The organism is Streptomyces sp. NPDC005962, from assembly GCF_040629205.1.
In the GTDB taxonomy this organism is placed as follows: domain Bacteria; phylum Actinomycetota; class Actinomycetes; order Streptomycetales; family Streptomycetaceae; genus Streptomyces.
In genome coordinates, this window is the sequence record NZ_JBEXVE010000006.1 from 132,852 (window position 1) to 146,495 (window position 13,644).

Annotated in this window: 15 protein-coding genes; 9 read left to right on the forward strand and 6 right to left on the reverse strand. The window is 71.0% G+C overall.

Annotated features, from left to right (window positions below):
• Positions 1–179: 179 nt before the first annotated feature.
• The 4 genes from ABZ370_RS12665 to ABZ370_RS12680 all read left to right on the forward strand — a co-directional run bounded on the left by ABZ370_RS12665 (position 180) and on the right by ABZ370_RS12680 (position 3,468).
• Positions 180–698 (forward strand): hypothetical protein, encoded by a 519-nt coding sequence (locus tag ABZ370_RS12665; RefSeq protein WP_358619537.1) that lies wholly within the window; start codon positions 180–182, stop codon positions 696–698.
• A gap of 65 nt (positions 699–763) precedes the next feature.
• Positions 764–1,606: a DUF4097 family beta strand repeat-containing protein gene (locus ABZ370_RS12670; RefSeq protein ID WP_358619539.1), complete on the forward strand. Its 843-nt coding sequence runs from the start codon at positions 764–766 to the stop codon at positions 1,604–1,606.
• Between the two features lie 90 nt (positions 1,607–1,696).
• Positions 1,697–2,689: an ATP-binding cassette domain-containing protein gene (locus tag ABZ370_RS12675; RefSeq protein ID WP_358619865.1), complete on the forward strand. Its 993-nt coding sequence runs from the start codon at positions 1,697–1,699 to the stop codon at positions 2,687–2,689.
• Positions 2,686–3,468 carry an ABC transporter permease gene (locus ABZ370_RS12680; protein WP_358619541.1) on the forward strand — a complete coding sequence of 261 codons (783 nt, stop codon included), beginning with the start codon at positions 2,686–2,688 and terminating at the stop codon, positions 3,466–3,468. The genes ABZ370_RS12675 and ABZ370_RS12680 overlap by 4 nt, the downstream gene beginning before the upstream one ends.
• 64 nt (positions 3,469–3,532) lie before the next feature.
• On the opposite strand, the gene ABZ370_RS12685 is transcribed toward ABZ370_RS12680, so the two are convergent.
• Together ABZ370_RS12685 and map are read right to left on the reverse strand one after the other, a co-directional pair.
• Entirely contained in the window at positions 3,533–4,186 is a 654-nt protein-coding gene (locus tag ABZ370_RS12685) for a biliverdin-producing heme oxygenase (protein WP_358619543.1), read from the reverse strand.
• Positions 4,187–4,270: 84 nt separating this feature from the next.
• A complete protein-coding gene (gene map, locus ABZ370_RS12690; RefSeq protein WP_358619545.1) occupies positions 4,271–5,128 on the reverse strand; it encodes a type I methionyl aminopeptidase in 858 nt (285 codons plus the stop codon).
• Between the two features lie 81 nt (positions 5,129–5,209).
• On the opposite strand from map, the gene ABZ370_RS12695 reads away from it, so the two are divergent.
• Positions 5,210–5,443, forward strand: coding sequence for a hypothetical protein (locus tag ABZ370_RS12695; protein ID WP_358619546.1), 234 nt, complete (start codon positions 5,210–5,212; stop codon positions 5,441–5,443).
• Between the two features lie 46 nt (positions 5,444–5,489).
• On the opposite strand, the gene ABZ370_RS12700 is transcribed toward ABZ370_RS12695, so the two are convergent.
• The 4 genes from ABZ370_RS12700 to ABZ370_RS12715 form a co-directional block, all read right to left on the reverse strand.
• Complete coding sequence (locus tag ABZ370_RS12700) at positions 5,490–6,620, reverse strand: DUF4037 domain-containing protein (protein WP_358619548.1); 1,131 nt, start codon at positions 6,618–6,620, stop codon at positions 5,490–5,492.
• Positions 6,621–6,748: 128 nt separating this feature from the next.
• On the reverse strand, positions 6,749–7,036 hold the full coding sequence (locus tag ABZ370_RS12705) for a hypothetical protein (protein ID WP_358619549.1): 288 nt from the start codon (positions 7,034–7,036) through the stop codon (positions 6,749–6,751).
• Positions 7,037–7,084: 48 nt separating this feature from the next.
• Positions 7,085–8,389 (reverse strand): MFS transporter, encoded by a 1,305-nt coding sequence (locus ABZ370_RS12710; protein ID WP_358619551.1) that lies wholly within the window; start codon positions 8,387–8,389, stop codon positions 7,085–7,087.
• A gap of 119 nt (positions 8,390–8,508) precedes the next feature.
• Complete coding sequence (locus ABZ370_RS12715; protein WP_358619553.1) at positions 8,509–9,117, reverse strand: hypothetical protein; 609 nt, start codon at positions 9,115–9,117, stop codon at positions 8,509–8,511.
• Between the two features lie 223 nt (positions 9,118–9,340).
• Between ABZ370_RS12715 and ABZ370_RS12720 the strand changes: the two genes are divergently transcribed.
• From ABZ370_RS12720 to ABZ370_RS12735, 4 genes are read left to right on the forward strand one after another with little or no spacing between them, the layout of a single operon-like run.
• Positions 9,341–10,465, forward strand: a complete 1,125-nt coding sequence (locus tag ABZ370_RS12720; protein ID WP_358619555.1) for a sialidase family protein — start codon at positions 9,341–9,343, stop codon at positions 10,463–10,465.
• The gene (locus ABZ370_RS12725; RefSeq protein ID WP_358619557.1) at positions 10,447–11,784 is read left to right on the forward strand and encodes an extracellular solute-binding protein; all 1,338 of its coding nucleotides are present in this window, start codon (positions 10,447–10,449) and stop codon (positions 11,782–11,784) included. Before ABZ370_RS12720 ends, ABZ370_RS12725 begins: the two co-directional genes overlap by 19 nt.
• Positions 11,781–12,773: a sugar ABC transporter permease gene (locus ABZ370_RS12730; protein WP_358619559.1), complete on the forward strand. Its 993-nt coding sequence runs from the start codon at positions 11,781–11,783 to the stop codon at positions 12,771–12,773. Before ABZ370_RS12725 ends, ABZ370_RS12730 begins: the two co-directional genes overlap by 4 nt.
• The gene (locus ABZ370_RS12735) at positions 12,770–13,642 is read left to right on the forward strand and encodes a carbohydrate ABC transporter permease (RefSeq protein ID WP_358619560.1); all 873 of its coding nucleotides are present in this window, start codon (positions 12,770–12,772) and stop codon (positions 13,640–13,642) included. Before ABZ370_RS12730 ends, ABZ370_RS12735 begins: the two co-directional genes overlap by 4 nt.
• Positions 13,643–13,644 lie beyond the last annotated feature (2 nt).

The following is a 13,644-nucleotide window of genomic DNA, read 5'->3' on the forward strand; positions in this document are numbered from 1 at the left end:
CGTGGCATCACGTGGCGCCATTCCGGCGCCTCCAAGGTGTGTGGGTGTGTGTGGCGCCATGCTGGCTCAGGTGGTCTCGCTTGCATTTCAGCAGGTCAGAATGGTTGTCATCGCCTTCGCCCTGTGTGGGGTGTCGCTCGGGCTTGCATATGGCGCCATAGTGGTGCCACTATGGCGTTATGGACCTCACGCCGTATGTCGACACTCTCCGCCGCGAACTCGCGGTGGCCGCCGAGGCGGGCGGAGAAGACGCCCGCGAGCTGGCCGAGCGGCTCACCGCTCCGTTGGAGTCGGCGAGCCGTCTGACCATGCTCAATGTGCTCTCCGCCGCGATGGACGAGATCACCCGCGAGCTGGCCCCCGGCTCGGTCGACGTACGGCTGCGCGGGCTCGACCCCGACTTCGTGGTGACGCTGCCGCCCGGCGACAGCGAGCACGGGGAAACGGTGGCCGCGCCCGCCGAACCGCTCGCCGCGCCGGCCCCCGCCGACGGCGACGAGGGCGGCACCGCCCGCGTCAACCTGCGTCTCCCGGCCCACCTCAAGACGCGCGCCGAGGAGGCCGCGAGCCGCGAGGGCCTGTCGGTCAACGCGTGGCTGGTGCGCGCCGTGTCGGCCGCGGTCGAGGGCGGTGCGCGGCCCCGTGTGACGCAGAAGGCCCGCGCCGTCGGACAGAGCTTCACGGGCTGGGTGCGCTGACCGCACCCGCGCCCGCCCGAATTCATCCGGAACTTCACCCTGAGAGCCAAGAGGACGGGACAGCCATGCCTACTTTCGACACTCCCGAAGCGATTTCGGTCACCGCCCACGTGGGTGCCGGTTCCCTCCGGTTCACCGCGAGCGACCGTCTCGACACCGTCGTCGAGGTGCGGCCCGGCAACCCGAAGCGGGACAAGGACGTGCAGGCCGCCGAGCAGACCGAGGTCAGTTACGCGAACGGCGTCCTGACCGTCAGGACGAAGGAGCGCCGCTTTATCGGGCCCTCCGGTCTGGTCGACGTGACGGTCGACCTGCCCACGGGCTCGCGCGTCGACATCACCGGGTCCTGGACCCAGGTGTTCGGCGAGGGGAGGCTCGGCGAGGTCAGGGGGAAGACCTCGGGCGGTGACGTCCGCCTCGACACGACCGGGCCGCTCCAGCTGACCGCCTCGCACAGTTCGATCATCGTGGACCGGATCGAGGGCAACGCCGAGATCACCTCCAGCTCCGGCAGCCTGCGCGTCGGCACCGTCGACGGCACCGCCGTCCTGAAGAACTCGCATGGCACCACGACCGTCGGCGCCGCGACCGGCGAGTTGCGGGTGAGCGGCGCCTACGGTGACGTCGATATCGCGCGCGCCGAGGACTCGGTCACCGCCGCCACCGCCCACGGCGCCCTGCGGGTGGGCGAAGTGGCCCGCGGCACCGTCCAGCTGGACACCTCCTACGGCCTCATCGAGATCGGCATCCGCGAGTCCACCGCGGCCTGGCTCGACGTCAGCTCCGAGCGCGGGCAGGTGCACAACGCGCTCGCCGACTCCGCACCCCCGGAGACGGCCGAGGACACCGTCAAGGTCCGCGCCCGGACCCGCTGGGGCAACATCGACGTGCGCCGCGCCCGGCCCTGAGCACGGCCCCGCACACTCCCCCCGATTCCCTCCGTCACTCCCTCCATCACTTCAGCCTTCGAAAGGGAGGGCTCCATGGCTTCATCTGTCATGCCCACATCCAGTCGGAACGGCGGTCCCCGGGGGCCCGCCGCCGTCACCACCATCGGCCTGCGCAAGGCGTACGGCGACAAGACCGTCCTCGACGGCATCGATCTGCGCATCCCGGCCGGGTCCGTGTTCGCACTGCTCGGGCCGAACGGCGCGGGCAAGACCACCACCGTGCAGATCCTGTCCACGCTCATCGCCGCCGACGGCGGTCAGGCCCAGGTCGCCGGTCACGACGTCGCGACCTCGCCCGACAGGGTGCGCGCCGCGATCGGCGTCACCGGGCAGTTCGCCGCGCTCGACGACCTGCTCACCGCCGAGGAGAACCTGCTCCTCATGGCCGACCTGCTGCGCCTCGGCAAGCGCGAAGGGCGGTCCCGTGCCAGGAAGCTGCTGGAGCGGTTCGACATCGCCGACGTCGCGGGCAACCGGGCCGCGACCTTCTCCGGCGGCATGCGGCGCAGGCTCGACCTCGCGATGACGCTGGTCGGCGACCCTCAGGTGATCTTTCTGGACGAGCCGACGACCGGGCTCGACCCGCGCAGCCGCCGCACCATGTGGGAGACCGTGCGCTCGCTGGTCGCGGGCGGCACCACCGTCTTCCTCACCACCCAGTACCTCGAAGAGGCCGACCAGTTGGCCGACCGGATCGCCGTGCTCGACGGCGGCCGGATCGTCGCCGAGGGCACCGCCGACGAGCTCAAGGCGCAGATCCCCGGCAGCCACGTGCGGCTGCGGTTCACCGAGCCCGACGAGTACGAGCGCGCGGCCGCCGTCTTTCCCGGCGCGGCCCGCGACGAGGAGAACCTCGCACTGCGCGTGGCGGGCGACGGCGGGCTCGACGCGCTGCGCGCCCTGCTCGACCGGCTCGACGCCGCCGGTATCCGCGCTGCCGACTTCTCCGTGCACACCCCCGACCTGGACGACGTGTTCCTCGCCCTGACCGGCGACGGCGCCGCCGACGCCCCGCTTCACGTCAAGGAGAACCTGCGATGAGCACCCTCGCCTACGCCGTGCACGACTCGATGACGATGCTGCGGCGCAACATCAAGCACGCGCTGCGCTATCCGGCCGTGTCGCTGGGCGCCTCCATGATGCCGATCATGATGCTGCTGCTGTTCGTGTACGCCTTCGGCGACTCGATCGGCGCCGGGATGGGCGGCGGGCGCGACGCGTATCTGGAGTATCTGACCCCCGGCGTCATCATCATGGGAGTGGCCGCCGGCTCCATGTCGACCTCGATCGCGGTCTGCACCGACATGACCGAGGGCATCATCAACCGCTTCCGCACCATGAACATCACGCGCTCGTCGTTCATGACGGGTCATGTCATCGGCAGCGTCATCACGACCATGGTGAGCATGGTGCTCGTCGTGGGGGTCGCACTCGCGATCGGCTTCCGGCCCGACGCGAACCCGGTGGAGTGGCTCGCGGCGGCCGGTCTCCTCGCGGCCATCGCCTCCGCGGTGACCTGGCTGTCCGTGGCGCTCGGCCTGATCTCCAAGACCGTCGAGTCCGCGAGCAACAAGCCGCTGCTGATCCAGTTCCTGCCGTTCCTCGGCTCGGCGTTCGTGCCCGCCGACTCGATGGCGCCGGGGCTGCGCTGGTTCGCCGAGAATCAGCCGTTCACGCCGATGACCGAGACGCTGCGCGGCCTGCTCTCCGGCTCGGAGATCGGCAACGACGGCTGGATCTCGCTCGCCTGGTGCGCCGGGATCGCCCTGGTCGGCTATGTCTGGTCGCGCTCGCTGTTCAACAGCACCACCAAGCGCTGAGCGTCCGTCTTCGCGAGCAGAGGGCCCGTGCACAGGGGGCCCTCTGCTCGTCGTGGTCCGGCGTTCAGGCGCTGAGGGGGAAGCGGCGGCCCAGGTCGGTGAGGATCGCGGTGTTGAGGCCGTAGGCGCGCTTGCACTCGTCGACCACGCGCTGCTTCTCCAGGTCGTCCACCGGGAGCGCGTCCAGCAGGGTGCGGTAGTCGCGCTTGAAGGCGGCCGGGTTGGTGATCGACTCGAAGACGTAGAAGCGCACCCCGTCGCCCTTGCGGTCGAAGCCCCACGTCTTCTCGGCCATCCCGCGGACGATCTGGCCGCCGGAGAGATCGCCGAGGTAGCGGGTGTAGTGGTGGGCGACCAGGCCGCCGGGCCAGCCCCGCGCGCACTCCGCTATGCGGTCCGCGTACTCCGCCGTGGCGGGCAGCGGCTCCAGGCCGGAGCGCCAGTGCGGGCCGCCGAGGTGGGCCAGGTCGCGCTCCAGCTCCTCGGTGCGGGCCAGGCCGAGCCGTACGAACGGGCCCGCGACCGGGTCCTGGGCGAGCCGCTCGGGGACCGACTCCAGGGCCCGGTAGACGAACCAGAGCTGCTCCGTGTACTGCCGGTAGGCGTCCACGCCGAGCCGCCCGCCGAGCAGGTCGCCCATGAAGGCCGACCCGGCGACCTGGGTGTGCTGCTCGTGCGAGGCGGCGCGGAGGAGAGCGGAGAAGGGCGTGGCGTCCAAGACGGCCTCCGGGGGTGGGTTAGGGCGACCTAACTTCACCCTTTCCCGACGCCCTGTCGGCAAAACCTCTGGCTCACGCTTCGCTCAGGGAAGCGTCAGGATCTCCGCCCCGGTGTCGGTCACCACGAGCGTGTGCTCGAACTGAGCCGTCCGCTTGCGGTCCTTGGTGACGACCGTCCAGCCGTCCTCCCACATGTCGTACTCGTACGTGCCGAGCGTCAGCATCGGCTCGATCGTGAACGTCATGCCCGGCTTGATCTCGGTCGTGTGGTGCGGGCTGTCGTAGTGCGGAACGATCAGGCCGGAGTGGAACGAGGTGTTGACGCCGTGGCCGGTGAAGTCGCGGACGACGCCGTAGCCGAAGCGCTTGGCGTACGACTCGATGACCCGGCCGACGATGTTGATCCTCCGGCCCGGCTTGACCGCCTTGATCGCGCGGGTGAGCGACTCCCGCGTCCGCTCCACCAGCAGCCGCGACTCCTCGTCCACGTCGCCGCACAGGTAGGTGGCGTTGTTGTCGCCGTGCACGCCGTGGATGAAGGCGGTGACGTCGAGGTTCACGATGTCGCCGTCCTGGAGGACGGTGGTGTCCGGGATGCCGTGACAGATGACCTCGTTGACCGAGGAGCACAGCGACTTCGGGAAGCCGCGGTAGCCGAGGGTGGACGGGTAGGCGCCGTGGTCGCACATGTACTCATGCGCCACCCGGTCCAGCTCGTCCGTCGTCACCCCCGGCGCGATCAGCTTCGCGGCCTCTTCCATCGCCCGCGCGGCGATCCGCCCCGCGATCCGCATCCGCTCGATCGTTTCGGCGTCCTGCACCTCGGGCCCCTCATACGGCGCGGGGCCGTCCTTCCCGACGTACTCGGGGCGCGGGATCGAGGCGGGGACGGCACGGGTGGGGGAGAGCTTCCCCGGAACAAGGAGTGACTGGCCAGACATATCAGCGAGTGTATCGGCGCGGGATCGGGCACCATGGCCGCGAGGAAGACCACGGCATGAGGTATCGAGACGGAGGCCGGGATGGCGCTGTTCAGGAAGGGTCCCGTCGGAAAGCCGGGCGAGTGGTACTACTGCGTGAAGCATCACAAGGTCGAAGAGGGCCCGGAATGCCGGGCGGCGGACCGCCTGGGCCCGTACGGCACCCCGGAGGAGGCCGCCCGCGCCCTCGAAACGGCGCAGGAGCGGAACGCCGAGTGGCAGAACGACCCCCGCTGGCAGGACGACGCCCCGGGCGGCCCGGGCGGCGGCGCGTAGGGGGTGGCGGCGCGTAGCGGGGCGGCGCCGATGGATCTCGGCGCGGCTACGCCGGGCGCTCGCCTGAATCCCGAGTTGAGGGACGGGAGTGGACCGTCGCGCGGGTGGCGGCGCGTGTCAGTTCCGGGTCGCTGAGGACATCGGTGCTGTCGACGAACTGGTCGACGGCGCCGATCACCGGCAGCGAGCGGATGGCCGGGTCGGTGATGCGAGCGGTCAGCGCCGCGGTGAAGCGTTCGGCGTGCAGGACCTGAAAGGGTCTGGTGTGGTACGGCCGCGTGGCGGGGTCGACGGGGGCGGTGAGTCCGAGCTCGTTGTGCGCGGCTGCGACGGCCTCGTAGGCGCGGGCCAAGTGGTGCTCGCGGGTGTGCCAGTCGGCGGCGGTGAGGGCCGCGGTGAGGTCCGGGGTGAGGGCGGGGGCCTGGGTGGTGCGGGCGAAGGCGCTGCCGAGCCATTTGCCGTACGGCGGATAGCGGCGCTCCATGAGCAGGCAGAGCCGCATCAGGTCGCGCACCAGGCGGGAGGCGACGACGGCGGAGCCGAGTTCGTCGCCCACTTCGCCGCAGCGGCCGACGAAGGCTTCCTCCTGGGAGACGCGCTGCCACTGGCAGGCGAGCACGTGGAGCCAGAGGTCGTGGGGGTACCAGCCGAGGCGGGCCCGGGCCGGTGCGAGGTGGCCGAGTCCGTCGTGGAAGACGGCACCGGCCGTGACCTCGGCGAGGCGTTGCGTGGGTGTGGCCAGCCAGTCCGCCACGGTGATGTCCTGACGCGGGTCGAAGCCCAGCTGCCCGGTGAACCAGGCGCCCGGGTCCGTGACGTCGACCCGGTGGTGGACCGCTCCGTCGGTTGCCCGCATGACGCCGATGCCCGCTTCGCCGGTGGAGACGAAGTGCGTCGGGTAGCCGAGGAAGGTCTTCGGCAGACGTTCGGCGAGCAGTGCCGTGATCCCCGCGCCGTGGCGCGCGACGTCCCCCGCCCGCAGAAAGATCTGCAGGCGGGGTCCCCACTCGTGGTCGGCGGAGCGGGCGGTGTCGAATCCGAGGACTTCCGAGCCGCTGCCGAGGCGCGCGGCGGAGTGCGCGATCCCGGGGGCGGCCTCGTCCAGCAACGGCCGCACGGCTTCGCGGTAGAAGCGGCGGGACAGCTCCAGCCCGGGGAGGAAGGACGGCACGGTCATGCTGGGGAGGATGCCGCATGGCCTCCGGCCGGTCGAAGGCTTTCCCCGGCTTTCCACGTCCGGCAGGTCGCTGTTATGCCGACCCATCGTCGGGATAGTCGTGACATGTGACGCCGGCGCCCGGTCCGTCAGGGGCCGTGAAGTTCCGTCTCCCACGGCCGGAACGGCGGATCGACCTGGTAGCTCGGGTCGCAGTGGGCCCGTATCCACTGGGCGGCGCGGTATTGCGCCTCGCCTTCGTTCAGTACCTGTCCGCTCTCGTCGACTTGCAGCACGTTGCTGTAGATCGCGAAGACCTGCTCCAGCGGCGAGCCGAACTGGAAGAGAGTCGGGCGGTAGTCGATCCCGTCCAGCAGGTCGACGTCGAGGGTGCCATTGGCCAGGTAGAAGGCGAACAACCGGAGCGATGCACGCACGTCGACAGGTAGATGTGCCACCGGCACATCATGCATTGGCGGCAGACCCTAGCCGGGCGCCGCCGTGCGGGCGGCCTTCGCGTGGGGGTCCGTGCGGGCGTCGTACGCCATCAGGCGCGGGAGTACCGCCGCCAGCAGGGCTACCGAGGCCACGCAGGCCAGGCCGCCCGACCATACGGCGGCCCGTACGCCCACGAGACCGGCCGTGGTTCCGGCGCGGACCTGGCCCAACTGGGGGCCGGTGGCGTACGAGAGCAACTCGATGCCCGCCAGGCGGCCCCGGAGCTTGTCGGGGATGGTCTGGTTCCAGATCGTGGCGCGGAACAGTCCGCTCACCATGTCGCCGCCGCCCGCCACCGTCAGGCACAGCAGCACCAGCCAGATGTTCGACAGCCACCCGGCGGCGGTCATCGCCAGGCCCCAGACCGCCGCGCCCAGGACCACCATGCGGCCGTGGCGGTGGATGCGGGACGACCAGCCGCTGGTCGCGCTGACCGCCACCGAGCCGACCGAGCCCGCCGCGTACATCAGGCCCAGCGCCCAGGGGGCGTCGAGGTCGTCGGCGAGGAAGGGGAAGATCGCGTTCGGGAAGGCGAAGAACATCGCGGCCATGTCCACCGCGTACGTCCCCAGCAGCTCCTTGCGCCGCCAGGCGTACCGCGCGCCCTCCGCGATCGCCCGCAGCGAGGGCGGATCGGCGTCATGGGCGGGCGGGGCCGGGGTGAGGCCCAGGGCGAGGAGGAGGGAGGCGAGGAAGGTCAGCAGGTCGAGGCCGTAGGCGAGCGGCACCCCGGCGTACGCGACGACCACACCGGCGAACGAGGGGCCCGCGATGGCCGACAGCTGCCAGCGCATCGAGTTCAGCGCGGCCGCCGCGGTGAGCTGGTCGTGCGGGACGATACGGACCACGACCGCGTCGATGGCCGGGCGCTGGAGCCCCATCAGCGCGCTGGCCAGCGCGGCGACGACGTACAGCGGCCACAGCATGGGGTCCGGCAGCACGCTGTTGACCAGCAGCAGGACGGAGAGCAGCCCGAGCCCGGCCTCGGTGGCGAGGATCAGCTTCCGGCGGTCGACGGCGTCGGCGAGCGCCCCGCCGTACAGACCGAAGACGATCAGCGGAACCAGCTCCACCGCCCCGATCGCCCCCACCGCAACCGTCGAACCGGTCAGCTCCTTGATCTGCAGCGGCAGCGCCACCACCGTCAGGAAGCTGCCGAACGCGGTCACCAGGCCCGCCGTCCACATGAGGCGGAAGTCGCGGGAGGAGCGCCAGGGCGCGAGGTCCGGCAGCAGCGCGCGGGGCCGCTGCCGCGGGGGTTCTGGCGGGGTTTGGTCGTCTTCGCCGGTCAAGGTCACGAGCGCACATGTTCCGGCCGCGCCGACCCGCGCGGCAACCCAATTACCCCCCGGCCCGCCCAGATTCGGCCCGACCCGATGTGGCCTGTGCTGCCGCGCGCCCAGCAGTGGTGTTACCAGCCCGGTGGGGGCGGGGATGTCAGCTGGTCGGCCAGGCGGGCCAGGCGGTCGCGGATGCGGCGGCGGCCGGGGCGTGGGGGCAGGGTGTTCTCCCCGGCGGCCGCGCTGACCAGGTGCTGGACCGTGTCGAGGTCCAGGTCGGCGCCGTCGGGGGCGGACAGCGCGTCGTGGGCCAGGGCGTGCAGTTCGGTGTCGCCGCCGTCGAGGGCGAGGACCGTGGCGCCGCCCCGGCGGGCGTCGTTGACGCGCTCCAGCAGCCCGGTGCCCGGGTCGCCGGGGGTGACGACGAGGAGGGTCTCGCCGCGACCCGCCGCCTCCAGGCGGCCCAGGCCGACGGAGAGATGGGCCGGGACCGCGCGGCCCGACGGGACCCGGTGGCGGACCAAGGTGGGGGACAGCTCGGGCAGTCCGGACCAGGCGGCCTCGTCGTCGAGGTGCGCGGCCAGATGCCAGGGCTCGTACTCCTCGCTGCCCACGAGCAGCAGTCCACCCTCGCGCGAGCCCACCGAGGCCCGCAGCGAGCCCGCGAAGCGGCGGGTGGACTGCAACCACTCGGTTCCGGCGAGCACTTCGCGCAGCAGCCCGACCCGTACGGCGTCCATGTACCCCGATCCTGCCCCTGCCGGGAGGCGGCCGTCGGGGGAATGGGGGCCGCTCACCCCTTTGAGGGCATCCGCGGTGTGTCGGCCCGACAACTGTTCATTGTGCGGACTCTTGACGCTCTGTGAGGCAAACCCTATGGTCGCCGGACACAAGGGACGTCCTACGTCCCATTTTTCCAGCTGAGCACTCGATCGATTGCAACGGCGCATCGGGAGGGTCCGCATGGCACGCCCGTACGAGGTCTCCGTCCCGTTCAGGGCCGGGACCGGGGGATACGCGAGCTACCGGATTCCGGCGGTGGTGGTGACGCCCGCCGGGACGCTGCTGGCCTTCGCCGAGGGGCGGGTGGGGTCGTCCGCCGATCACGGGGACATCGACCTGGTGCTGAAGCGGTCCGCCGACGGGGGCCGGACCTGGGGCGCGTCGCAGGTCGTCGCCCGCAACGGGAACGGAACGGCGGGGAATCCCGCGCCCGTTGTGCTGGAGGACGGCCCGCACGCGGGCCGGATCGTCCTGGTGCACGTGCGCAGCGCCGCCTCCGCGACCGAGGACCGGATTCGCCGCGGCGAGGTGTCCGCGGCGGACGGGCGGCGGGTGTGGCTGACGTACAGCGACGACGACGGCGCGAGCTGGAGCGCGGCCTGCGAGATCACCGAGCAGGCGAAACGGCCCGAGTGGCGCTGGTACGCCACCACCCCGGGCCATGCGCTGCGGTTACGCCACGGCGACCACGCGGGCCGGATCGTCGTACCGGCCAACCACTCGCTCCCCCCGACGGTTCCCGGCGACCTGGGCACCGAGGGCCGGTACAACGGCGGGCACGACCTGCTGAGCGACGACGGCGGCGAGACCTGGCGGATCGGGTACGTGGACGACAGCCCGGACGGCTACATCAACGTCAACGAGACGACCGCCGCCGAACTCCCCGACGGCCGGGTCTACTTCAACACCCGTAACGACGCGACCGCACCCGGCACCCGCGCCGACGCCTACTCCTACGACGGCGGCGCGACCCTGGCCACCCCCTTCCGGCCGCAGGCCGGGCTGGTGACGCCCGTCGTCGAGGGGTGCGTTCTGCACCTGGACGACCCGGATCTCCTGCTGTACTCCGGCCCCGCCGCGCCCGGCTTCCGGGCCCTGATGACGGTGCGGGCGAGCCGCGACGGCGGGGCCACCTGGCAGGCGGTGCACACCGTGGACGGGCTGCCTGCCGCCTACTCCGACCTGGTCAGGATCGATCAGGGCACGGTCGGACTGCTCTACGAGACCGGCGACTTCAGCGCCTACTCGACCATCACATTCCGGCGTGTTCCGGTGGAGGAGCTGGTATGGGCATGTCAGGCATGAGGGAACCGCGACGGCGCGCCGTCCTCGGCGGTGCGGCGGCCGCGGCGGCCGGGTTCGCCCTCGCCGGATGCGGCGGGGACGACGACGGGAGCGACGAGCCCAAGGGCCGTAAGAAGGGGCAGAAGATCACCCTGACCTTCTGGTCCTGGGTGCCGGGCATCGACAAGCCGGTGGACCTGTGGAACAGCGAGAACCCCGAGGTCCGGGTCAAGGTCGAGAAGGTGTCGGCGGTCGACGGAGCCCAGTACGCGAAGATGCACGCCGCGATCAAGGCGGGCACCCCGCCGGACCTCGGCCAGATCGAGTACCCGGTGGTGCCCAGCTTCCTGATCGACAACGGGCTGCTCGACCTGACGAAGTACGGGATCGACCGGTACAAGGACAAGTTCGTCGGCTGGCAGTGGCAGCAGTCGGTGTTCGGCAAGGGCGTGTACGCCGTACCGCAGGCGTCCGGGCCGATGGGGCTGTTCCTCCGTCAGGACCTGTTCGACAAGTGGGGAATCGAGCCGCCCGCCACCTGGGACGAGTACGAGGCGGCGGCCAGGGCGATCCGTAAGAAGGGCGCCTGGATCGAGACGTTCTCGGCGACCAACGGCAACCGCTTCGCGGGCCTCGCCTGGCAGGCCGGAGCCCGCTGGTTCGGCGCCGAGGGCGACACCTGGACCGTCTCGATCGACGACGAGCCGACCCGTCAGGTCGCCGACTACTGGGACGCGCTGGTCGGGCAGAAGCTGATCAAGACCATCCCGGACCGGCAGAACGCCTGGTACAAGGACGTCCAGACCGGTGCGATGGCCTCCTGGCTCGGCGCCAGCTGGGGCGACGCGCTGCTGGTCGGCAACGCCCCCAAGACCGCGGGGAAGTGGCGGGTCGTGCCCATGCCGCAGTGGAAGCGGGGGGAGGCGGCGTACGCCAACTGGGGCGGCTCCACGACCGCCGTCTTCGCCAAGTCCAGGTATCCGAAGGACGCGCTGGACTTCGCGGTCTGGCTCAACACCGACCCCGCGTCCATCAAGCTGCTGATCGAGAACGGCTACGGCACCCCCGGCGCCAAGGGCGGTTACGCCACCTCCGATCTGGACGTCCACAAGGACTTCTTCGGCGGCCAGGCGTACAGCAAGGTGTTCGAGACCGCGAGCAAGGGCGTGGACACCAGCTGGAAGTGGGGCCCGGCGACCGACACCCTCTACCAGCGGCTCGGCGACGCCTTCACGGCGGCCATCGGCGACGGGTCGTCCTTCCGGTCCGTGCTGAAGAAGGTGCAGCGGGACACGATCAGCGACCTCAAGGAAAAGGGCCTCAAGGCGGAGGCCGGATGACGGGCGGAGTGACGAGCCGGGCGCCGGGTCAAGCGCCGGGCCGGGCGCCGGACGGGGCGTCGGGCCGGGTACGCCGTCTTACGCGGGCCGAGGCGCGCGGCGCGCGGGCGGCGGCCGGTTTCCTGGTGCCGTTCCTCGCGTTATTCCTCCTCTGCTTCATCGCCCCCATCGGCTTCGCGCTCTACGAGAGCCTGCTGAAGATCGAGCGCACCGGGCCGCTCGGCCTCGGCGGGGAGACCAGGGACGTCTGGGCGGGCCTGTCCAACTACACCCACGCCCTCCAGGACGGCCACTTCACCGCCGGATTCGGCCGGGTGCTGCTCTTCGGCGCGGTCCAGATCCCGGTGATGATCGCCTTCGCCACCGGGCTCGCGCTGCTGCTGGAGGCGGCGTCGGCGCGCTGGGTCGGCTTCTTCCGTACCGCCTTCTTCCTGCCGTACGGGGTGCCCGGGGTGATCGCCTCGATCCTGTGGGGCTTCCTCTACGTACCGGGGATCAGCCCGCTGGTGGAGATGGCGCACTCGGCGGGCTGGGACGTCGACTTCCTCGGCCGCTCCACCGTGCTGTGGTCCATCGCCAACATCGTCACCTGGCAGTTCACCGGCTACAACATGCTGGTGCTGATAGCCCAGCTCAAGGCCGTACCGGGGGAGCTGTACGAGGCCGCGAGGATCGACGGCGCGAGTGCCTGGCAGATCGCCCTGCACATCAAGCTCCCCCTGATCCGGCCCGCGCTCGTCCTCACCACGGTCTTCAGCCTCATCGGCACCCTCCAGCTGTTCGCCGAGCCCAAGGTGCTCAAACCGCTCACCAACTCGATCGACTCCGGCTACACCCCCAACCTGGCCGCCTACAACGAGGCGTTCACCAGCAACAACCAGCACATCGCCGCGGCCGAGGCGGTACTGCTCGCGCTCGTCGCCTGCGTGCTGTCCTTCGGCTTCCTGCGGCTGGTGGGGCAGCGCGGGAACGGCGGGGAGGACCGGTGAGCCCCCCGAACCAGCCGGGCGCCGCCGCCCGGTCCCCGCTGCGGTATCGCGTCATCACCGTCTCGCTGCTCGCCGTCGCCGCCGTCTACTTCCTCACGCCCGTCTACTGGCTCGTCATCTCCTCGACCAAGTCCAGCAGCGATCTCTTCGGCACCTTCGGCTTCTGGTTCCACGACCCGGATCTCTTCGGGCGGCTGCGCCAGGTGCTGACGTACGACGACGGCATCTACGCACGCTGGTTCGCCAACAGCCTGATGTACGCGGGCGTCGGCGCCCTCGCCGCCACCGTGCTGTCGGCCGCCGCCGGGTACGCACTCGCCAAGTTCCGCTTCCCCGGGCGGGAGGGGATCTTCAACGTCATCCTGGCCGGGGTCCTCATCCCCGGCACCGCGCTCGCCCTCCCGCTCTATCTCCTCTTCAGCCGCATCGGCCTGGCCAACACCTACTGGGCCGTCCTCATCCCCAGCGTGGTCAGCCCGTTCGGCGTCTACCTCTGCCGGATCTACGCGGCGGCGGCCGTCCCCGACTCGCTGATGGAGGCGGCGCGGATCGACGGGGCGGGCGAGGCGCGGATCTTCTTCGGGGTGGGGCTGCGGCTGATGACCCCGGCGCTGGTCACCGTCTTCCTGTTCCAGTTCGTGCACATCTGGAACAACTTCTTCCTGCCGCTGGTCATGCTCTCCGACTCCGACCTGTATCCGATCCAGCTCGGCCTGACCTCCTGGACCGGGTACGCGGACCGGCAGCCTGAGCTGTACCAGTACACGGTCGGGGGCGCCTTCCTGTCCGTGCTGCCGCTGATGGTGCTGATGGGCGTCCTCCAGCGGTACTGGCGAACAGGGCTGACGGAGGGGAGCGTGAAGGCCTGACG